Source organism: Nocardia sp. NPDC041819, assembly GCF_055590505.1.
This window is the reverse complement of sequence record NZ_JBVJAP010000009.1, coordinates 132,479-153,551: the sequence shown is the minus strand read 5'-3', so window position 1 is coordinate 153,551 and position 21,073 is coordinate 132,479. Positions and strand designations below refer to the sequence as shown.

13 protein-coding genes are annotated in these 21,073 nt (G+C 67.5%); 9 read left to right on the top strand and 4 right to left on the bottom strand.

Annotation, left to right across the window (positions count from 1 at the left end; all coding sequences use genetic code 11):
* Nucleotides 1-2: 2 nt before the first annotated feature.
* Nucleotides 3-2,495, bottom strand: coding sequence for an FHA domain-containing protein (locus ACZ6DL_RS24650; RefSeq protein WP_466054518.1), 2,493 nt, complete (start codon nucleotides 2,493-2,495; stop codon nucleotides 3-5).
* A 106-nt stretch (nucleotides 2,496-2,601) separates the two neighbouring features.
* Between ACZ6DL_RS24650 and ACZ6DL_RS24645 the strand changes: the two genes are divergently transcribed.
* The gene (locus ACZ6DL_RS24645) at nucleotides 2,602-4,047 is read left to right on the top strand and encodes a neutral zinc metallopeptidase (protein WP_466054516.1); all 1,446 of its coding nucleotides are present in this window, start codon (nucleotides 2,602-2,604) and stop codon (nucleotides 4,045-4,047) included.
* Between the two features lie 7 nt (nucleotides 4,048-4,054).
* Here ACZ6DL_RS24645 and ACZ6DL_RS24640 read toward each other — a convergent pair whose 3' ends face one another.
* The gene (locus ACZ6DL_RS24640) at nucleotides 4,055-5,395 is read right to left on the bottom strand and encodes an FHA domain-containing protein (RefSeq protein WP_466054514.1); all 1,341 of its coding nucleotides are present in this window, start codon (nucleotides 5,393-5,395) and stop codon (nucleotides 4,055-4,057) included.
* A gap of 155 nt (nucleotides 5,396-5,550) precedes the next feature.
* On the opposite strand from ACZ6DL_RS24640, the gene ACZ6DL_RS24635 reads away from it, so the two are divergent.
* The 6 genes from ACZ6DL_RS24635 to ACZ6DL_RS24610 all read left to right on the top strand — a co-directional run bounded on the left by ACZ6DL_RS24635 (nucleotide 5,551) and on the right by ACZ6DL_RS24610 (nucleotide 11,972).
* Nucleotides 5,551-6,756 (top strand): DUF7373 family lipoprotein, encoded by a 1,206-nt coding sequence (locus ACZ6DL_RS24635; RefSeq protein WP_466054512.1) that lies wholly within the window; start codon nucleotides 5,551-5,553, stop codon nucleotides 6,754-6,756.
* Nucleotides 6,757-6,868: 112 nt separating this feature from the next.
* Nucleotides 6,869-8,068, top strand: a complete 1,200-nt coding sequence (locus ACZ6DL_RS24630; RefSeq protein WP_466054510.1) for a DUF7373 family lipoprotein — start codon at nucleotides 6,869-6,871, stop codon at nucleotides 8,066-8,068.
* Nucleotides 8,065-9,294: a DUF7373 family lipoprotein gene (locus tag ACZ6DL_RS24625; RefSeq protein WP_466054508.1), complete on the top strand. Its 1,230-nt coding sequence runs from the start codon at nucleotides 8,065-8,067 to the stop codon at nucleotides 9,292-9,294. Before ACZ6DL_RS24630 ends, ACZ6DL_RS24625 begins: the two co-directional genes overlap by 4 nt.
* An 82-nt stretch (nucleotides 9,295-9,376) precedes the next feature.
* Nucleotides 9,377-10,906, top strand: coding sequence for a serine/threonine-protein kinase (locus tag ACZ6DL_RS24620; protein WP_466054506.1), 1,530 nt, complete (start codon nucleotides 9,377-9,379; stop codon nucleotides 10,904-10,906).
* 409 nt (nucleotides 10,907-11,315) lie between these two features.
* Nucleotides 11,316-11,633 (top strand): WXG100 family type VII secretion target, encoded by a 318-nt coding sequence (locus ACZ6DL_RS24615; RefSeq protein WP_039795679.1) that lies wholly within the window; start codon nucleotides 11,316-11,318, stop codon nucleotides 11,631-11,633.
* A 36-nt stretch (nucleotides 11,634-11,669) separates the two neighbouring features.
* Nucleotides 11,670-11,972, top strand: a complete 303-nt coding sequence (locus ACZ6DL_RS24610; protein WP_062973176.1) for a WXG100 family type VII secretion target — start codon at nucleotides 11,670-11,672, stop codon at nucleotides 11,970-11,972.
* 103 nt (nucleotides 11,973-12,075) lie between these two features.
* On the opposite strand, the gene ACZ6DL_RS24605 is transcribed toward ACZ6DL_RS24610, so the two are convergent.
* Nucleotides 12,076-13,512: a type VII secretion-associated protein gene (locus tag ACZ6DL_RS24605; RefSeq protein WP_466054504.1), complete on the bottom strand. Its 1,437-nt coding sequence runs from the start codon at nucleotides 13,510-13,512 to the stop codon at nucleotides 12,076-12,078.
* Nucleotides 13,512-17,543, bottom strand: coding sequence for a type VII secretion protein EccCa (eccCa, locus tag ACZ6DL_RS24600; protein ID WP_466054502.1), 4,032 nt, complete (start codon nucleotides 17,541-17,543; stop codon nucleotides 13,512-13,514). The genes ACZ6DL_RS24605 and eccCa overlap by 1 nt, the downstream gene beginning before the upstream one ends.
* 170 nt (nucleotides 17,544-17,713) lie before the next feature.
* Between eccCa and eccD the strand changes: the two genes are divergently transcribed.
* Together eccD and mycP are read left to right on the top strand one after the other, a co-directional pair.
* Nucleotides 17,714-19,180, top strand: coding sequence for a type VII secretion integral membrane protein EccD (eccD, locus tag ACZ6DL_RS24595; protein ID WP_466054500.1), 1,467 nt, complete (start codon nucleotides 17,714-17,716; stop codon nucleotides 19,178-19,180).
* A 10-nt stretch (nucleotides 19,181-19,190) separates the two neighbouring features.
* Nucleotides 19,191-20,663: a type VII secretion-associated serine protease mycosin gene (gene mycP, locus ACZ6DL_RS24590; RefSeq protein WP_466054498.1), complete on the top strand. Its 1,473-nt coding sequence runs from the start codon at nucleotides 19,191-19,193 to the stop codon at nucleotides 20,661-20,663.
* Nucleotides 20,664-21,073 lie beyond the last annotated feature (410 nt).

The window sequence follows — 21,073 nt, the reverse complement described above, 5'->3', positions numbered from 1 at the left end:
CTTCACGCCGACGACTTCTTCAGTCGCAACCGGCGCCACGTCATGACCGCCAGCACCAGGGTGATCAGCAGCAGCACGCCGACGTCCAGGGCCCAGATCTCCGGCTTGTGCTGCCAGAGCGTGTCGGGTTGCGCGTTCAGGAACAGTTCGCGGATGTTCACCGTCGACGCACCGCTGGCGTATCCCCACCGAGCCGGGAACAGCCAGGACACCTGCTCGAGCACGACCCGCCCGGTGACCGGGATCAGCCCGCCCGCCATCACCAGCTGGCACATGATGGCGACCACCAGCAGCGGCATCACCTGCTCGTTCGACTTCGCCAGCGACGAGAGCAGCAGGCCGACGACCACGCAGCAGATCGCCGTCAGCGCGATATCTATGTAGAGCTCCGCGCTGCCGGACGCCAGCACCGCCCCCTCGCCCGGCCGCTTCTTACCCGCCAGCACGATGCCGACCAGCACCGCCGACTGCAGCAGCGCGGTCACGCTGAACACGGCGATCTTCGCCATCAGGTACGCCGAGGGCAGCAGCCCGACCGCGCGTTCGCGGTGGAAGATCGTCCGCTCGCCGACCAGGTCGCGCACGGTGAGCGTGGAACCCATGAAGCAGGCGCCCAGGATCAGAACCACCAGCAGCTGCTGCGTCTCACTGCCGCCTTCTGGCACGAATGTGCCATCGGGTAGCGCTTTCAGCGCGCCCCGCTGGAAACCGTTCTTTCCCGGCACCACCAGCGAGAGCCCGCCGAGGATGAACGGCAGGATCACCAGGAACGTCAGATAACCGCGGTCGGCCAGGATCAACCGGACCTGACGACGCGCCAGCGTCGAGAACTGCTTGCCGCGGCTGGACTGCGGCGGACTGCCCGCGGGGCCGTACGGCTGCGCGGGCGGCGGCGGTGGCGGCGCGAACGCCTGGCGGGAGCGATAGGCCGCGAACGCCTGATCCGGGTTGGCCGCGACGTGGGCGAAGATCTCCGCCCAGTCACTGGTACCGAGCGCCGCGCCGACGCCCGCGGGGTTGCCGCAGTAGGCGGTCTTGCCTCCGGGGGCGAGCAGCAGCACCTGGTCGCACATGTCCAGGTGCGCCACCGAGTGGGTGACCACGATCACCACGCGGCCCGCGTCGGCCAGTTCGCGCAGCATCACCATGACCTGCCGGTCCAACGCCGGGTCAAGGCCCGAGGTCGGTTCGTCCAGGATGAGCAGCGACGGACCGGTCAGCAGTTCCAGCGCCACCGAGGCGCGCTTGCGCTGGCCGCCGGACAGGCGGTCGACCCTGGTGTCGGCGTGCTCGGTGAGCGAAAGCTCTTGCAGTACACCGTCGATGACCTTCTGCCGGTCCTGCTTACTGTTGTCCCTCGGCAACCGCAACTCGGCCGCGAACCCGAGCGCTTGGCGCACCGTGAGCTGGCGGTGCAGCACGTCGTCCTGCGGCACCATCCCGATGCGGGAACGCAGCGCCTCGTACTCGGCGTGCAGATTGCGCCCCTCGAACGTGACCACGCCGCCCGACGGCTGGGTAGTGCCCGCGATCAGGCGCGACAGCGTCGACTTACCCGCGCCGGACGGGCCGATCAGCGCGGTGAGCGTCCCGCGGCTGGCCGACATGTTCACATCGACGAGCAGTTGCTTGTTGCCCTCGACGGTGAAGCCGACCCCGTGCACCGCCAGGCCCTGCTCGGCGACCGGCTTCTGCCGGTGCACCAGCGTGCCCTGCTGGACGACGAAGTCGATGTTGCCGATGGTGATGATGTCCCGCTCGCGCAGCACCGCGCGCTGCTGGCGGTGCCCGTTGACGAACGTGCCGTTCGCCGAGCCGAGGTCCTCGATGGTCAGGCCCTCCGCGGAGGCGACCAGGCGGGCGTGCTTGCGCGAGGCCAGCGGATCGTTGACGACGATCTGGTTGTCGGTGGTGCGGCCGATGCCGAGACCGCTCGGGGGAATGCGGTCGGGGCGGGCGATGGGCGCCGTGCTCGCCCTGGCCCGGACCGGCGGCATGTTCGAGGTGTCCGCCCTGGTCGTCATGTTGACGTTCAGCGCGGGCGACGGCGCGTCCTGCGGTGGCGGATAGCTCGGACGCTGGAATTGCTGCGCGGGCCGCCGAACCGCGTGCGGCGGCGGTCCCGGCTGCGGCGCCTGCGCCGGTTGCGGCGGGCGCGCCGAGGGCCGTTGCGATGGTTGCGGGTTCGCCGGAAGCAGATGCAGCAGCGGGCCGCTGATCGCGTCACCCAGCCGGACCTGCGTGGGGCGGTCGATCGACACGGGCTGGGTCAGCCTGCGCGCGTCCACGAACACCCCGTTCGTGCTCTTGTTGTCGGTCAACACCCAGGCGCTGCCCTGCCAGACCAGCGTCGCGTGCACACGCGAAACGAGCGGGCTGTCGACGAACAGCGTCACCTCCGGCGCACGGCCCATCGTGACCTGCTGGCTCGAATCGAATACTCGTTCGTTTCCATCATGGCGCACGGTGATGGTCTGCGCCCCCGGTGAAGACATGCAGCGGATACTATTCCATCACCCGGACATCGGCGGTGCCCCCGATGCGCCAATTGCCCCGATCCGGCGACCGATGTGAACGTATAGCGGCCGACGAGGGGGAGCCTTGCCGAGAGTCCGTGCGACCGTGCTTGTCGCGGCGCTGCTCAGTATTCTGGCGCTGGTCGGGGGCTGTGTCCGAGTGGTCGACGGCCGGGCCGTCTCCATCTACGACGACCCGTTCAAGGTCGCCGGACTGCCCACCACGAGCGGCCCGAGCGGCCCGCGCACCGGCGTCCCGGACAGCACACTCACCGCGACGAACGGCGACGGCGGGTCCATGGATACGCTGGCGCTCAACGCCATCGATGACATCCAGACCTTTTGGCGCGGCGAGTTCGGCAAGGAGTTCCAGGGCGAGTTCAAGCAGGTGGACAAGCTGCTGTCCTGGAGCGCGAAGTCCGGACGCAGCGAGGCGGTCGAGTTCTGCAAGGAGACCACCTACCGCTTGGTGAACGCCGCCTACTGCCGCCTGGACAATTCCATCGGCTGGGATCGGTCGGTGCTGCTTCCCACCATGGAGGAGGCCTTCGGGAAGATGTCCGTGGTGATGGTGCTCGCGCACGAGTACGGGCACGCGGTGCAGACCATGGCCAAGATCGTCGGCCCGAAGGATCCGGTGATCGTGAAGGAGCAGCAGGCGGACTGCTTCGCGGGCGCGTTCATGCGGCACGTCGCCGAAGGCAAGGCCAGGCATTTCACGATCAACACCTCCGACGGCCTCAACTCGGTGCTCGCGGCCACCGTCGCCATCCGCGACTCCGACCCCGACGATCCGGAGAGCGTGCACGGTTCGGCCTTCGAACGCGTCACCGCGGTGCAGATCGGTTTCACCGACGGCCCCAAGGGATGCAAGGGCATCGATCAGGACGAGATCGACCAGCGCCGCGCGAATCTGCCGCAGAGTTTCAGCGACGACCAAGGGCACGGTGAGTTCCCGATCACGAAGGAGACGCTGATCGAACTCACCAAGGCGCTCGAAGCCATCCTGCCGATCGACGAGGAGCCGACCTACGACTACTCCCGGGCCGAGATCGACTGCCGCGACGGTGCGGTCACCGAACCGGTGTCGTATTGCCCGGCGAAGAACACGATCGCCACGGACATTCCCGGCCTCGCCGAGCGGGGAACGTCGAATTCCGGTGAAGACGACCCCCTGCCGCTCAAAGTGAGCGGCGACTACAACGGCTACGTCGTATTCATCTCCCGCTACACCCTGGCCGTCCAGCAGAGCCGTGGCGAGAGCCTGGTCGGCGCCAAGACCGGACTGCGCGCGGCCTGCCTGTCCGGAGTGGTCACCGGCAAGCTCGCCGAATCCGGGCGGCCGATCAGTCAGGGTGACATCAAGCTCGCCACCGGCGATCTGGACGAGGCGGTCTCGGGTCTGCTCACCGACGGCTTGGCCGCGAGTGACGCCCAAGGCAGAACCGTGCCCAGTGGTTTCTCGCGCGTCGAGGCCTTCCGCGCCGGAGTCCTGAGCGGCGAGAGCGTCTGCGCAGCGCGCTATTCGTAGCGTGGGCTCAGCGGCCGAACGGCGGCGGCGCGGCCAGTTCGAAGCGCAGCACGCGGTTGCCGAGCATGATCTCGGTGCCCGGTACGAGCACCATCGACTGGTGCGGCGCCAAGCGCACCCAGTCGCGGTAGCCCGGCAGGCGGGTGCGGGTGCCGTTGGTCGAACCACAATCCACCACCGTGACATCCCAGTTCACCAGGCGGATTTCGGCGTGGGCCCTGGACATGCCACCGGAGGCGTCATCGACGCGCAGCGGCACGAGTCCGCTCTCCGCGGCGGGGGAACGCTCCGGATCGCGACCGACTACCGCGTCGGCGGCGAGCATGTAGGTCATGCCGTCGTCGAGGATCAGCATGCCCAGCGGCGGGCGGACCACTTCGATCAGTGCCTGGGTCTGGTCGACCGGCATCCCGCAGACGGTGCAGAACGCCGCCCGCGGATCGCTGGGATGCGCACGCGCGCACTTGAACCCCATCACCTTGACGGTCAGCGCGGTGGCCTTCGCGGTCGCCTCCAGCCTGCGCTGTAGTTCCGGGTCGGGCCGCGGCGCGGGATTGGTGCCGCCCACTTGGGTGGGCGCGTGGTGCGGGTCGATCGGAGTCTGCTCGGTCTCCGCGTCGAGCATCGCGGTCGACGGCGCGGTCGGATACCGCGGGCGCCCGGCCACCGGCTGCGGTTGCGGCTCGGGCCGTCCGGTTTCGGCGGGCGGCTCGTGTTCGACGCGCGCCGTGGGCAGCGACGATGTCTCCGGGCGGCGATTCGTGCCCGCGGAACGGGACTCGCTGCCGTTACCGGAAACCCCCGCGCGGGGACCGTCCGACCAGACGATCGCGCCACCCGCCTGGGCGATGCCCTCGACCAACCTGCCGATGCCGGGCTCGGGCGGCAGGTCCGGTATGCGGCCCTTCCCGTCGTCGACGAACAAGGCCGCGGCCCGCGCCGGGACCGCCGCGACCCGATCCACCGTGAAGGCCGCGTCGCTGCCGCGATATCGCTCGAGCACGCCGTCGCCTGCCAGCACGGCGGTGATCGCGCCGTGCAGGAAGATCGCCACGCCCCCGTTCTCGGCGGCGGAGAGGATGCCGAAGTCGATCGGCTCACCCGGGCTGATCCGCTCGGCGTGTTTCATCAGCCAGCGCGTCGCCTGCCGCGCCACCAGGGCGCCGGGGCCGCCCGGCTCCCGATCGGTCGCGTCGCGCACCAGTTCGGCCAGTGATTCGAGGGCGACGACGGCGGGCGAGTCCTGGGTCGGCCTGCCCGGCTTGCGGTGCGCGACCACGACCACCGCGCCCGCGACCCGCGCCACGGCGTGGCTGCCTACGACGACCTCGACCTGCCGATCCTTCACCGGTATCGGCCTCCGCCGGAGGTGTGGTTCGGGGTCGTGGTCACACCGACAAGGGTACCGACAAAGGGTATTGCGATACGAAGGCCATCGGTCCCCCTCCCCGGCGTCCGTCGGGTAACTTCAGTGTCAGCAACGGGAGGAACGAGGGGCCTGAGATGGTTCGGACGCAACGCATCGCGCTCACCGCGTCATGTCTGGCACTGGCAGGGATGCTGGCCGGTTGCTCTGGCGTGCAGGGTACGCCGACCGCGGGCGAGATCGACGTACGCACGCTGGAAGTCGGCACCTATCCCGTCGACAAGCACGAGTACAGCCAGGATGCCGGCGGCAAAGGCGCACTGCTGGAGGGCATGCGGATGTCGGACGCCGTGGTCCCCACCGTGCGCATCGACCCCGTGCTGAAGTTCGGTCGCGGCAGCACCGTCGTCGCGGATGCCGAGCAGGCATTGGGCTTCGTGGCCAAGGTGTCCAGGCCGGTCTTCGACAACCGCAAACTGGTCGTCGGATACGCGGCCAGCGGCGCCGACCGCCCCGACCCGGCAGGCCAGACCAATCCGGCGCCGGATGCCACCGCGGTCACCGACGCCCTGTTCCGTTTTCCCGACGAGGCCGCCGCGAAGCTCGCCGCCCGCGAGCTCGAGGACGTCGACATCGCCGTCTCGCCGGACAACCGCAAGCTGACGTCGTCGAAGTATGCCGACGCCTACATCCACTGGCGGCCGGGCGTCCCGAACGTCGGTGCCTTCATGGCGCACAAGGAATTCGTCATCTCCTTGTTCATCCAGCGTCCCGTCGCGGATGGCGACGACCTGGTGAAGTGGGTCGACAAAACGCTGGCCGCCCAGGTCGCGCAGCTGGACCGGTTCACCGCGACGCCGGTGAGCAAACTCGACACCCTGAAGGCCGACCCGGATGACCTGCTCGCCCGCGTCGCGGTAGCCGACCGCAAGAACCGCGCGCCCGACCCGGCGACCTTCGCCGTCTACGGCGGATACCACACGGTGCACCGCGCCGACGACGAGTCGGTACACCTGCGCCTGATCGAGGACGCGGGCGTGGACCACATCGGCCTCGTCGACGACAGCTACGTCGCACGCACCCGCGACGCGGCCGCGGCCCAGAAGCTGGTCACCGGCCTGCTGGAAAGCGAAGGCGCGCACTACGACACCCTCGGCGCTCCCAAGGACGTCCCCGGTGCCAAGTGCCTCCAGCTCAACAGCAAGGGTGACCCGGACCGGGAGTACAAGTACCGCTGCTACGTCGCGTACAAGCGGTACGTCGGAGTCGTCACCAGTGATAAGGAACCGGACGTACGACAGAAGGTCGCCGCGGAGTACGCGCTGTTGGCGAACAGTTTCTGAGATGAGCAGCGGTAGGCGCCCGGCGCCTTCGCGATCCCGGGCCATGGGTCGGCCCACGTAGGATCCGGCGCAACTACCGCAGTCAGGGGAGGGAAGAGTGCAGCACGGCGCTATGTCCAGACCGATTCGAACCGCCTGTGCCCTGGTGCTGGCCGGCGCCGTCGCCTTGGGCGGCGGCGCGTGCGACGGCTCCGAGGCCGCGACGGAGCGGCCCGCGCAGCCCGTCGATCTGGCTCAGCTCGACGTGGGCAGTTACCCGACGACGCCGCGTGCGCTCGCTACGGCGAAGAATCCCGAGCAGGCGCGCATGATCGAGGCGGAGCGGCTGGCGAACTTCGTCCCGCTGTCGTCGGATATCGACCCGGCGTTCGTCTCCGCGAATCCGTCCATCGCCAAGGTGTTCATCGATCCGAAGGGTTCACTCGGCCGCATCATGCAAGTCTCCCGCTTCGCGGAGGCCGCACCGGATTTCGTCGCCGGGTTCCTCAGCAGCGCGGGCAGCGCGCCGGACAACCGCGGCACCGACCTGGTCAACGCCGTGCTGATCTTCCCGGACGAGCAGAAGGCGGCCGCCGCAGCAGCGGCTTTGGAACGCGTCGACTTCGAGGCGAACAACCGGAACACGCCGGTGCAGATCCCGAAGTACCCCGCCGCGCACGCCCATTGGCAGCCGCAGGAACAGTCGATCGGGTCGTGGTTCGCCACCGGCAAATTCGTCGTCTACACCTGGGTCTTCGACTACGTGAAGATCTTCCTGGAGAAGGTCGACCTCCCGCCGATGCTCAACCTGGTCGAGAAGAGCCTCGACACCGTCGTCCCGGCGATCGGCCGGTTCACTCCGACCCCCGTCGATCAGCTGATGACAGCGCCGATCGATATGGACGGCATGCTCAACCGGGCTCTGCCGCGACCCCGGGAAGACTCCTGGATCGACCCGCCGGGCGCGTACACCGGCGCAGGCGCCCTGCACTTCACCACCGATTCGGCCGAGGACCGAAGGATCATCGAAGCCGCGGGGGTCGATCGGTACGCCACCGACGGGACCGATCTGTTCCGCACGCGCGACGCCGACGCCGCCGTCCAGTTGCGCGAGCAGCGCGGCGGGCTGTCGAAGAAATTCCGCGCCGCCGAGTCGCCGAAAGGCCTGCCCGCCGCGCACTGCAAGGAATACATCGGCAACAAGACGGTGGTCGTCCGGTTCTACTGCTCGGTGGCCTACGACCGCTACACGGCGTTCGCGTGGTCGCATCAGCTGCTCGACGCGCAACAACGCATCTCCGCCCAGTACGCATTGTTGGTGAATGCCGCATGACGAAATTCCGCACCGCCGTCGCCGTGCTCGCGTGCACGGTGACCGCCGCGATCCTCACCGGCTGTGGTTCGACGATGACGGGGACCGCGCAGCCGGGTGAGATCGACATTCGCAATCTCGACACCGGCAACTACCCCACCGAGCCGCCGAACGCGCACGACGACGACTACCAGCCGCTGTTCATCGACATGAACAAGGTTGCCGCGATGCGGCTGGCCGACCACGTCGCGTCGGCCTACGACATCGACCCCAGGATGAAGTACAGCTGGACGCCCTCCAGCATCAGCAAAGGGACGCTGCCCGGCGAACTCGGGAACCCGGCAGACCTGCGGCCGATCGCGGAACGCAACCGGATGATGTTCGGGTTCCACACCAACGGCTCCGATCAGGACATCAGCCTGATCCCGTCGGGATGGCCGTCCAAGCCCCGCCCCAATTCCACGACGGTCGGCACGATCGTCATGCAGTTCCCCGACCCGGAGCGCGCCCGGCAGGCCGCGACCGAGTTCTACGACGCCGATTTCGGCGCCTACCGTGAGCAGAACGAGCCGGTCACACTGCCGCGGCAGCCACAGGCGCGAGCGCACTGGCGTCCCGGCTCGCCTTTCCTGCGCACGATGCTCGCGCACGGCTCCTACGTAGTGGCGTTCCTCCTTTCGGCGAACGCTCCCGACCGCGCCGCCCTCGTCGCGCTGGCGGAGAAGGCGTACGACGTTCAGCTGCCCCTGCTCGACCAGCTCCCTCCGCTGACCGAAGAAGAGATGCTGCGGTTGCCCTGGGACCCCGACCATCTGCTGAGCCGCACCCTGAATCCGTCCAAGGTCCAGTCTCCGAGCTACGACGATTCGAACGCGCTGTTCGGCCTGCGCGGAATCATGCAATACACCGGAGACCTCGATTACGCGAAACAACGTTTCACAGCGATGGGCGCCGAGAAATTCGCGGCCAACGGCGACACATTGGTGATCCGCACCGCCGATGCGGAGACGGCGCGGCGGGTTGTCACGGAACGTATCACGCCCACGGTGGTTGCCCGTCCGGCCGATCCGCCGCCGCATCTGCCCGATTCGGCATGTGTGGAGAACCGGTCCGGACTATTCGACGACCGGCGATTCACCTGCGTCGTCGCGTACAAAGAATACGTCGGATTCGTCGCGGCGAATCAACTGCTGGACGCTCAGCAGCGCGCTGCCGCACAATATTCCGTTTTCGCGAACAGCCGATAATGCCGCATTTTCGTCGCACATCGGGTCGAGTATGCTGCGGGGCGAACGCCAGCGGCCCGCGTGGAGTCAGGAGATCGTGAAGATGCCGATGAGCCCCGGGACCATCGTCGGCGGGTACCGCATCCTGCGGGTGCTCGGCGCGGGCGGCATGGGCACGGTCTATCTGGCCAAACATCCCAGCCTGCCCAGAACCGACGCGCTGAAGGTGCTCGGCGGCGAACTCAGCCGCGACTACGAGTTCCGCACCCGTTTCGAACGCGAAGCCAATCTCGCCGCCGGGCTCGACCATCCGAACATCGTCTCGGTCTACAACCGCGGTGAGGAACACGGCCAGTTGTGGATCGCCATGCAATACGTCGACGGCACCGATGCCGCCGCCGAACTGGCCCGCGATCCGCACGCGATGAATCCGCTGCGCGCCCTTCGTATTACGACCGAGGTCGGTAAAGGACTCGATTACGCGCACCGCAAGTGCCTGCTGCACCGTGATGTCAAACCGGCGAATTTCCTGCTTTCCTCCCCCGCCGACGGTGAAGAAGAACGCGTCCTGCTCACGGATTTCGGCGTCGCCAAATCCAACGACGACACCACCGAACTCACCCAGACCGGCAGTTTCGTCGCCACCATCGCCTACGCCCCGCCCGAGCAGCTCACCGGCAGCCCGCTCGACCACCGCGCCGATGTCTACAGCCTCGCGTGCTCGTTCTTCAAACTGCTCACCGGACGTAACCCCTACCCGGGAACACAACCCGCGCTGGTGATGATGGGCCATCTCCACGAGCCCCCGCCGCTGGCCACCGCGGTCAATCCCGGCCTTCCGCAGGCCATCGACCACGTCTTCGCCCGAGCCATGGCGAAGAACCCGGCCGAACGATTCCACAGCTGCCGCGAATTCACCGACGCCGCCGCGAGCGCTCTCACTCCCGGCTACAACCCCGTCGCCACCAACACTTCCCCCACTTATCCGGTCCAGGTCTTCGATCCGCGGCCGGCGACCGATCCCCGAGTCGCCGTCTCCGGTCGGGTGACCGCCGCGCCCCCGCGCAAGAACTGGCTGCTCGCCGCGGCCGCGGGCATCGTGACCGTGGCCCTCGCCGCGGGAATCGGCATCTGGGCGCTGAACCGGGACGAGTCCGGTCCCGCGTCCGCGGCCGCCACGCCGAGCAGCACGGCCGCCCTTGCGCCGCTGGACCGGGCGCGGGCGGACAATCCGGTATTCCGCGGCAAGACGATCACGATGGTGGACGTGCCACGCGGCTCGCAGGTCTCGATCTTCCTGGGTGGCACCCCGCAGACGAAATTCCTGGAGGATCTCGGATTCGTCTACAACCTCAACTACGCACGTCAGGGCGACGAGGCCTCGCCTCGGGAACTGACCGGCTCCACCAGGCTGGAGGCCGCGGCGGACGGGTACGTGCTGGCCGTGCGCAGCGACGAAAAGGCCGGTGGCGGTGGACTGCTCGGTCTGCCCTACCAAGTGGCGGGCACGCGCGCCACGGTGATTCCGCTGGACGATCCCGCGGCCGTCGCCGCGGTCCGCAATTGGAGCGAATCCTCCGAACAGACCCTGCTCGACCGTCTGGTACCGGTGCTGCGCAATCGCGTGAAGTGATTCGGTCACCTTCGGTGAAGCGAAGGCTTGGTTGGCTTTTCGAATTCCGGGACCGCTGGTTTTCGCCATTCTGCTGGTAGCGGCGAACTTAGGCGTTCGGTAAGGTGTACCGCAGCCAGCCCACTCGCCGATCATTACAGCAGCGAGCAGGGGGAAGGAGGGGAGCCGAGCGCTGGCGTTACAAGTCATGCGGACCCGGATTGCGTCGTGGTCTTCCGAGCAGGCCCGTACGCGGCCGCCGAAATCACGGAAGAGCCGGGCCGAAGGGCGCAGGGCCCTGATCCCGTGGGGCGATGCCGAACTATTTCGAGTCGGATGGAACCGATCAGGGCCACACCGCGTCCAACCAGATGTACAGGCCAACTGAGGCTTCCGCCGTTGGCCGAGACGGGAACCGAAAGGAGCCGAAATGGCAGGACAGCTCGAAGCGAGTGAAGAGGCGATCTCGAAGTTTGTGGACAACTGCCGGCAGCGGCACCAGGATCTGCAGACCGCGATCACCGCACTGAACAGCAAGTCGGATCAGACCACCGCCACCTGGAGCGGTGCGGCGCGTCAGGCGTTCGACACCTTCATGGACAGCTACTTCGCCCAGGCGCGGAAGCTGAACGACCAGCTGGATCAGACGTCGGACAAGCTCGCCCACGCTGGACGGAAGTTCGCCGATCAGGACCAGCAGTTCGCCCAGCAGGTGGCCGCGCAGGCCTCCAGCCTGGACCTTCCCTGATCCGATAGCCGTACCACAGACAACAAGGAGCTCCACATGGTAGCGAACGATCCCGGTCGGATTGCCTCCAACTTCGGCGAGGTCGAGGCGGGCGCCCAGGCCATCGTGGCCGAGGCGCGCAGCGTCATGACCATGCTCGAGGATTTCCACAAGCAGGTCACCGACTTCGTGACGAACTACTGGAAGGGTGACGCGAACGACGCGTTCGCCTCGCTGCAGGCCCAGTGGAACACACAGGTCACGCAGCTCAACACCACGCTGGAAAGCGCGGGCAAGATGGTCAGCAGCGGAAACTCCGACCTGCAGGGCACCGACACCGCGCTGGCGGGCCTCTTCTGAGATCCCGTCTCGGCTGATTCGAGCCCCCGGTACGTTTGGTACCGGGGGCTCGAATCGTTCTGCACAGAGCAAGATTCGATCAAGTACGGCACCGCCGCACAGGTCACGGGACGACGCGGACGGTGTCTCCGAAATGCGAGCACGGGGCCTCCAATTGCCCCCACTCGTCTCCCGCGTATTGGCAGCCGATGCTGATCTGAATCCCGAACTCCAGCAGAACATGCCAGTGGACGGTTGATCCGTCTCCCGGATGTTCCAGGTAGGCCAAGCCGGAACGGCCACCGAACATGACGTCGCGCTGCAAGTCGGTCAGTACCCCCGGCGGCCGCTGAGCCATCTGTGTCTCCAGCTTCGCCGCGACCTGCGCATAACTGGACGACGCCGTCAGCGGTGCCTGCATCACCGTGATTCGCTGCCGAGCACCGGCTTCGGGCACCAAATCGAGACGAGCACGTCCGGTATCGGGCGATTGGGTGACGCGCCAGCCGGGCGGAACGCGGAATCGAAGGCGGCCGAATGCTTCCGGTGGCGCCTCACCCGGCGGGCCGATCGGCGGCGGCGCGGCGATCGGCGATGCCGCTCCCGTATCCGGCGCCGCTGCCGTCTCTTCACCTCGGCGACCGGACAAGATGACCGCACCGGCGACGATCAGAGCGACGACCGCCAAGGCCGCGACGGCGACTGCCGCGAAACGAGCTGTGTCGTGTCGGGGCTGCTGGGCGGCGGCGCGTTCCCGGAGCGATTGCATCCACTCGGTCGGGGCGGTCGACGCTTCGCGCCGGTCGTTCGGCTCGGCCCGACGGCCTTGGACGAGATCGGCACCGGCGACGGGACGTAGCTCGACCTCGGCCCCCGCGGTCTGATCGATCGCGGCACGGAGCAGGTCGAGTTTCGAGGGATCCGCGATAGCGACCACTTGCACGAGATCGATCGGACCGCTGTCCAGCAACCGAGCGATCAGGCTGCACAAACCGGCGTATCCGGCTGATTCCGCGGTGATTTCTGCCAACGCGAGGGTCGGCTCGTATTCACAGGATTCGAGATGCACGCCGCGATGGCTGCGGATGACCGCTGAGGCCGTAGTGGCCAGCATTCCGAACTCCAGTACCAGGGTTCGCCTGCTATGGCTGGTGCCCTCGTCGGACGCGACCGAACGCACCGCGATGTCCTCGAATACGACGTCCGTGGCGTAGCGGCGCGCCGCCTGGTCGAGCACGCCGCGACGGCCGGCGCCCCAATCGGTGGGGCAGATCAATGTCATCCGGGCACAGGGGGCCGCGACACGCAGATTCTCGAGCAGACCCGCGAAGACAGCGCCCATCGCGTCCACCACCGAAGGCGTGCGTGGCGGCAGGGCGATGGCGTCGGCGGGCATGAACTGGATCACCGAACCGACCTGGGTGGGCGGCGTCAGCGGCTGCCCCACCACGAGGTCGAAATCGTTGCTGCCCAGAACGACCGACGGTGGCATGTCCCAGTGCGTGTCGGCGCCGCGCGCCCAGATACGCGCTTCCGTGACGACGAGCTCGACCTCGGACATCAGGGCGACGGCATCCACGCCGTCTGCACCAGGCCCTCCATATTCCGGGTGACATAGGTGCCTCGACCCGGCGGCATCGGACTCGGCCGCTTGGTGCCCATCAGGACGCCTTCATCCTTGCTGCAGCTCAGAATCAGGCCCGCCGAGCCCAGGTCCCGCATCCTGGCCAGCGTCGCCTCGAACATCGCCCTGCTCGCACCACCCGAACGCCGGGCGATGATCACGTGGAAGCCGAGGTCCCTGGCGTGGGGCAAGTGCTCGAGCAGCGCCTGGACCGGGTTGCCCGCGGAGGTGGCGACCAAGTCGTAATCGTCGATGATGACGTACAGTTCCGGCCCGCTCCACCACGAGCGATCCCGCAACTGCTGCGGAGTGACATCCGAGCCAGGGGTGCGCTTGCTGACATAGGCGGCCAGGTCGTTCATGTTCTGGGTGAACTGCGGCGCCGTGGAACCATAGCCCGCGAGGTATCCCTCTGGAACGAGCCCGAGCATGCTGCGCCGGTAATCGCCGAGAATGAAGCGGGCCTTGTCGGGGGTGTTGGACGCGGCGATGCCCTCGATCAGCGAGCGCAACAGCGTCGTCTTCCCCGATTCGGTGTCACCGATGATGATGAAGTGCGGACTCTCCGCGAAGTCGATGTACACCGGTGCCAGCTCGGATTCGTTGATACCGAACGGGATTCGGAGGCACTTCGCGTTCGGGTCGACCTGCGAGGGCCAATCGCCGGCCAGGTACAGCAGTTGTTCGCGCGGAAGCTGTTCGGGCAGCATGCGCACCTGCGGGGCATGACGGCCCGGTGTCAGCCTGGCGATGGTGGCGACCGCGTCCGCGACGGCCTGGGTGAGGTTGGTCGGGTCGGGGGTGCCGTCGATGCGGGGCAGGCCGGTCAGCATGTGCAGGCACTCGGGGGTCATACCGCGGCCCGGCCGCCCTTGCGGGACCAGTGAGGCGAACTTGCGACCCAGATCGGAGTCCATCGGATCACCGAGGCGCAGCTCGATCCTGGTGCCGATCTGGTCCTTCAGCGCGGGCCGCGCCTCCGCCCAGCGGTTCAGCGCGATGACCACGTGCACGCCGTAGGACAGACCCTGCACGGCGAGGTTCATGATGGTCTGCTCGAGCATCTCGAAGTCCTGGCGGATCGAGCTGAAGCCGTCGATCACCAGGAACACGTCGCCGAACGGATCCTCGTGCGCGCCTGCGGCGCCCGGACTACTGGCCGGATCCATCGCGCGCAGTCTGCGGAAGTCCGTCATCGATTCGATGCCGAGTTGCCGGAAGCGCGCCTCGCGCTGCCGGACGATGGTGGTCATCTCCGCGATGGTGCGCCGGACCTGGTCCTCGTCCAATCGGCTGGCGACCGAGCCGACGTGCGGCAACCCTTGCAGGCTCGACATGGTGCCGCCACCGAAGTCGAGGCAGTAGAACTGCACCTGCTCGGCGGTGTGCGTCAACGACATCGCCATGATGAGGGTGCGCAGCGCCGTCGATTTACCGGACTGCGGACCGCCGACGATGGCGACATTGCCGCGGGCGCCGGACAGGTCGATGACCATCGGGTCGCGGCGCTGGTCGTAGGGCCGGTCGACGATGCCGATCGGGGCACGCAGCGTGGACACCGCGGAGTACTCGCCGGTGAGGATGGAGCGCGGGAGGAGCTGGTCGAGCGTCGGTGCCTCGTCCAGCGGCGGCAACCAGATCTCGTGCGCCGGGCGGCCGTGGCCGCGGATCCGGGAGACCAGCATGTTCAGGTTGGACATCTGCTCGCCGTCCTCGTCCTGCTCCGGCTCGAGGCTCGGTTCGGGCGGCAGCGGAACGCGGTCCGCCGCGCGGAAGCCGACATGCGTCGCGGTGAACGGCCTTGCCTTGACGTCGATCTCGCCGGACTGCGTGGCCACGATCATGTCGCGCTGCGAGCCACCGCCGACATATTGGCCGGAGACATAGGAAGCCTGGAAGCGCTGGATCTCGCCGGAGTCCGCCTTCAGGTAGCCGCCACCGGGGTTGTTCGGCAGGTTGTAGGCATCCGGCACACCGAGCACCTGACGGGACTCGTTGGCGGAGAACGTCTTCAGGCCGATGCGGTAGGACAGGTGGGCCTCGAGGCCCTTGAGCTTGCCTTCTTCCAGGCGCTGCGAGGCGAGCAGCAGATGTACGTGCAGCGAGCGGCCGAGGCGGCCGATCATGACGAACAACTCCGCGAAATCCGGGTGTTGGGTGAGCAGTTCGGAGAACTCGTCGAGCACCACGAACAGCGCGGGCAGCGGATCCAGGTCGGCGCCGGCCGCCCTGGCCTTCTCGTACTCGGAGACGTTGGCGAAGTTGCCCGCGGCCCGCAGCACTTCCTGGCGGCGGTTCATCTCACCGGCCAGGGCGTCCTTCATGCGGTCGACGAGGTCGGCCTCTTCCTCCAGGTTGGTGATGACGGCGGCGACGTGCGGAACACCCTCCAAGCCGAGGAACGTCGCGCCGCCTTTGAAGTCGACCAGCACCAGATTCAACTGGTCGGGCGAGTGCGTGGCCAGCAGGCTGAGCACGAGGGTGCGCAGGAACTCCGACTTACCGGAACCGGTGGCGCCGATGCACAGACCGTGCGGGCCCATGCCGTTCTCGGCGGCCTCCTTGATGTCCAGCTCCACCGGGAGGCCGTCGGCGCCCACCCCGAACGGCACGCGCAGGCGTTCCCGTCCGTAGCGCGGTCGCCATGCGTGTTCCGGGTTGAACGCGCCGATGTCGCCGAGACCCATCAGCTGGCTCCAGGTCGAGATCACCTCGGAGTCGTCGGTTTCCACGTCGCTGCTGCGCTGCGTGGCCGCGCGGTAGGGCGCGAGTCTGCGCGCCACCTGCTGCGCCTGCTCGGGGCTGATCCGGTCGATCAGTGCGAAGCGCTCCTGATTGCCGGTGGCGCCACGGCCGACGCACTCGCCGTTCTCGACGATCATCTTGATGCCGCGTGACACCGCCAAGCGCGGCGCGTAACCGCACAGGTCGATGATGGTGACGCCCTCGTAGCCGGACTCGCGCAGCTGATCGTCTTCGGCCTCGAGCAGACCGCCGTCCACCACGAAGACGATGTGCACCATGTTCGCGTTGGCCGGCTGGTTGCGCGAGTACCTGACCCGATTGCCGAGCAACGGATGCAACCCGGCCATGGCCTCCCGGATCGAACCGTAGAACATGCGCTGGGTGCCGATGCCGTCCTGCGCGTCGGGATGCTGGGTGTGCGGAAGCCACTTGGTCCACTCCCACTCCGGCGCGGTGTCCGGTCCGCAGACGACCGCGACGAGCACTTGGTCCGGCGCCTGGAACATGCACAGCTGCACCAGCATCGCGCGGGTCATGTCGCGCGCCTGTGCCCGGTCGCCGTCCAGCGCGATGGTGGCGAAGCCTTTGACCGCGATGGCGGTCGGCAGGTCGGGCACGGTCGAATGGGCGCGAACGAAGCGGCGCAGCGAGACGGCGGCGATCGGCTCGAGTTCCTCGACCGGGCCGGTCTCGGGGGCGACCAGCCTGGTGGCCAGGCGCTGCCCGCCGAGACCGATGCGGGCGTGGCAGAAGTCCTTGTCCCCCGCCCGTCGTTCCCACATGCGGCTGGTGCCTGCGAGCATCCAGACCAGTCCCGGCTCCGGGTGGCTCCATTCGACGGAAGCCCGCTGCTGCGCTGCGGTCTCGTCGACGTCCTTACGAACCTGGTCGAGGTAACGCAGGTAATCCTTGCGATCCTCGTTCGCCTCGGCGGCCTTCTGCCCCTTGCCTCCGCCCTGACCGGCGAACATGCCGACCATCGAGAACATCATCATGAGCGGGAACATCATGCTCATCGGGTTGGAGGCGATACCGCCGCCCTGGGTGAACAGCAACGCCATCATGCCGACCATGCCGATCACCATCACGACGGGCATGAGCTTCATGACGAGGTTTCCCGGTGTGACCCGGGGGATTTCGGGCGGGGGCTGCAGCGTGACCTCGCCACCGGGTGTTCGAGGCATCTCGCGGCGCGCACGGCGCTGGAAGCGGACAGTGCTCATCGACGAGAATCCCCCTTCGGCCAGCTGTGATCCGGCCTCAGTGTAGAGGTCACAGCCGACATGTCGTACAGTTCGACCAGCATTCTGCTGCCCGGACCGTGGGTTCGCAAGCTCGCCCCCGGCCTGCGGGGCCGCGGAATCACGAGGTAGAAGACCGAGTTGGGGGAAGCTTGACGCACGCGCGACTTGACCACATCGACGAAGAATCCTCGCGCGGGATCGTCCGCGCTCCCGATCTCGCCCGGGTGACGATTCTGGCCAAGCACACTCAGGTCGACATGGCCATACCGGTCGACGTGCCGGTCGCGCTGGTGATTCCGAGTGTGGTCGACATGGTCGCCCAGCACAGCCGCAGCAACGATTTCGACAACGAGGGCGAGCGTTACGAGCCCGCGGAATGGGTGCTCGCCCGGATCGGCCATCCGCCGTTCTCGAACTCGCTCAGCCTCGGCGAGCACGGTGTCCGCGACGGCGAACTGCTGATGCTGGAAAGCGCCTCGCACACCGCGCCGACACCGCTGTTCGACGACATCATGTACAACGTCGCGATCGCCGACACCGACCACTACCGCAGCTGGACCCCGCGGATCGCGCGGATCACCGGCTCGGTGCTCGCGGCGATCACCATGATGGTCGGCTGCCTGGGTCTGCTGCTGTCCCCCGGCTCGCTGCCGATCGGGGTGGGCGGCTCGATCGCGCTGGTCGTCGCGATTCTGCTCGTCGTGAGCGCGATGGTGCTGAGCAGGATGTACGGCGACACCGGCACCGCACTGGTGCTCGGCGGGTGCGCACTGCCCCCCGCGTTCAGCGCGGGCGTGCTCTTCGTGCCGGACGATTACGGCTGGGCGCACATCCTGCTCGGATCGGTTCTCGCGGGGGCGACGGCGATCCTGGCCTGGCGGGTCATCGGCGTCGGTCTCGCGTTGTTCATCGGCGTCGCTACGCTCGCGACATACGCGGTGCCCGCGGCGCTGGTCGGCCTGCTCACCGACCATCCGGAGCGCGCGATCGGCGCTGGCGCGGCGGCGCTCGGCCTCGGCGGGCTCTCCCTGGCGCCCCGGGTGTCCATGCTGCTGGCGAAACTGCCGCTGCCGCCGGTCCCTTCGCCGGGCACCCCCATCGATCCCACCGAGGACGACCCGGACGATCACCGCGCGCTGCCGACCATGGAGGCGCTGCGGGTGAAGTCCGAACACGCTCGCAAGTACCTCGCGGGCCTGGTCGCGGCGACCACGCTGGTCACCGCCACGGGCGCGCTCGCCGCCACCGACCCGGCCTCCGACGACCCGTACTGGCAGGGCATCGCGCTCGCACTGGTCTGCGCGGCGGTGCTGATGTTCCGCAGCCGCACCTACGCGGGCGCGGAGCAGGCCGTCGTGCTCATCGCCGGCGGCGCGGGCATCGTGCTGATCATGCTGGTGGGCGCCGGTTTCGCGATGCACCAGCCGCTGGCCGTCTTCGGCGCGGCGATGGTGGTCCTGGTCGCGGCGCTGATCCTCGGCGTCATCATCCCGAACCAGTCGGCCACGCCGCCGATGCGCCGCGGCGTCGAACTGCTCGAGTACACGTTCGTCGCCGCGGTACTGCCGCTGGTCTTCTGGGTGACGGATCTCTACGCCCTCGTCCGCGGGCTGTGAGCTCGGGCCGATGAGTTCGAAACAGCGGCACAACAGTTGTTTCCGGGCGGTTCGGTTAGGGACGGCAGCATGCGTGCTGGCGCTCGGCGTCTCCGTCGGGCTCGGCGCACCCGCCGGAATCCCGCATGCACGGGCAGACAAGCCCACCGTGAGCCCGAATACGCCACCGCCGCCGGGTGAGCCGGCCGCTCCGCCGGACAAGACCGAGCGGGCGTCGAATACTTCATGCGTCAGTACCGGTTCCGGAGGCAACGGGCCCTCGACGCCAGAGGCACAACGCTCCCTCGACCTGGAGCACGCCTGGCGATTCTCCAAGGGCGCAGGCCAACTCGTGGCCGTCATCGACACCGGTGTCGCGCGTCATCCGCGCCTACCGGGATTGATCGCGGGCGGCGACTATGTGAGCAATAGTGACGGAACCGAGGACTGCGATGCGCATGGGACGTTGGTCGCGGGGCTGATAGCGGCGACAGAGGTCGACGGTCAGGGCTTCTCTGGAGTCGCCCCGGAGGCGCGAATCCTCACTATCCGCCAGACCAGCAAGCTCTACCAGAAAGAGGGCGCGAATCGGGACAAAGGGCCCGATGCGCTACCCCAGGGATACGGCACCACTCGCACCATGGCGTCGGCGATCCGTCGCGCGGCGGACATGGGAGCTACCGTGATCAATGTATCCGAAGTCGCGTGCAAGCCGACTTCGGAGCCTTTCGAAGATACCGAACTGGGCGCCGCCGTCCGGTATGCCGCGATCGAGAAGGACGTGGTCATCGTGGTAGCTGCTGGTAACAGTGGCGAGAACACCGATGGCTGCAAGGGCACCAACGCAGTCATCGATCCTCTCGACCCCACGGGAGACCCATGGAGCAAGGTAGACCTGAACGTGTCGCCGGCCCGCTATGACGACTATGTGCTCGCTGTGGGTTCGATCAACGGAAACGGGCAGCCGTCGACATTCACAGTGCCCGGACCATGGCTGGGCGTAGCGGCTCCCGGCGAGAACATCACTTCCCTAGATCCACTGTTCAACGAGCCGAACAGCAAAGGAACTGCGGTCCAACTCGGCAGCGTGCAGCAATCAGGAAAACTCGGGCCGATTCAGGGCACCAGTTTTGCCACCCCGCTGGTTTCGGGCGTAGCCGCACTGGTGCGAGCGCGTTTCCCGGAGCTGAGCGCTCTGGAGGTCATCAAACGCATCCAGGCCACCGCGCACGCCCCTGCAGAAGGGTGGAACCCCTACGTCGGCTACGGCGCTGTCGATCCGATTGCCGCGCTGACCGCCGAAGTACCGAAAACGCTCCCACCCAAGCGACCCGCGGCAGCCTCCAGTGTGCAGTTGCAAGTTCCGGCGCCGCCCCCACCGCCCGACCATCGCGCACGAGACGTGGCGCTGATCGGCAGCGGCGGCGTCGCCGGACTACTGGTTCTGGGCATGCTCGCCTCGTTCCCGATCCGCCGCCGATTCGGCATCCGGGCGGACGAGTAACCGGCCGGAAACGGTTGTAGCTGTCGCCCAGGGGCTACAACCGCTCGGAATCATGCGACTCGGTCAGGGGTAAGAATTGGCCTTGACAAACAAGCCCCACGATTTGTTTTCCACCCACTCCCACGGCTCACAGTAATAAGTGACGCCAGGGGCAGTCGACTCCGCATTTTGCCTCCGAGAATCGGCGTTGCGTCTCGCCGCTTCCTTCTCGCATGCTTCCGAACTGGGGTACTTGACAAGCGGATCCGCGTACGCAGGCCCCGCATTGAACGCACAGACTCCCCCGATTACGGCAACCGATGCAGCAAGCGATGCCAGCGCCGAAATCTTACTATTCATGCGAACCCCTTTCCTGACCCACCGTTCAGCAGTTGCTGCACGGCAATGTGGCGACGAACCTTGGTAACAAA

Excerpts from the sequence above, each read along its gene's own strand:
- ACZ6DL_RS24650 (WP_466054518.1), bottom strand. The coding sequence starts at position 2,495 with ATGTCTTCACCGGGGGCGCAGACCATCACCGTGCGCCATGATGGAAAC.
- ACZ6DL_RS24635 (WP_466054512.1), top strand. The coding sequence starts at position 5,551 with ATGGTTCGGACGCAACGCATCGCGCTCACCGCGTCATGTCTGGCACTG.
- ACZ6DL_RS24630 (WP_466054510.1), top strand. The coding sequence starts at position 6,869 with ATGTCCAGACCGATTCGAACCGCCTGTGCCCTGGTGCTGGCCGGCGCC.
- ACZ6DL_RS24625 (WP_466054508.1), top strand. The coding sequence starts at position 8,065 with ATGACGAAATTCCGCACCGCCGTCGCCGTGCTCGCGTGCACGGTGACC.
- ACZ6DL_RS24620 (WP_466054506.1), top strand. The coding sequence starts at position 9,377 with ATGCCGATGAGCCCCGGGACCATCGTCGGCGGGTACCGCATCCTGCGG.
- ACZ6DL_RS24615 (WP_039795679.1), top strand. The coding sequence starts at position 11,316 with ATGGCAGGACAGCTCGAAGCGAGTGAAGAGGCGATCTCGAAGTTTGTG.
- ACZ6DL_RS24610 (WP_062973176.1), top strand. The coding sequence starts at position 11,670 with ATGGTAGCGAACGATCCCGGTCGGATTGCCTCCAACTTCGGCGAGGTC.
- ACZ6DL_RS24605 (WP_466054504.1), bottom strand. The coding sequence starts at position 13,512 with ATGTCCGAGGTCGAGCTCGTCGTCACGGAAGCGCGTATCTGGGCGCGC.
- eccCa (WP_466054502.1), bottom strand. The coding sequence starts at position 17,543 with ATGAGCACTGTCCGCTTCCAGCGCCGTGCGCGCCGCGAGATGCCTCGA.
- mycP (WP_466054498.1), top strand. The coding sequence starts at position 19,191 with ATGAGTTCGAAACAGCGGCACAACAGTTGTTTCCGGGCGGTTCGGTTA.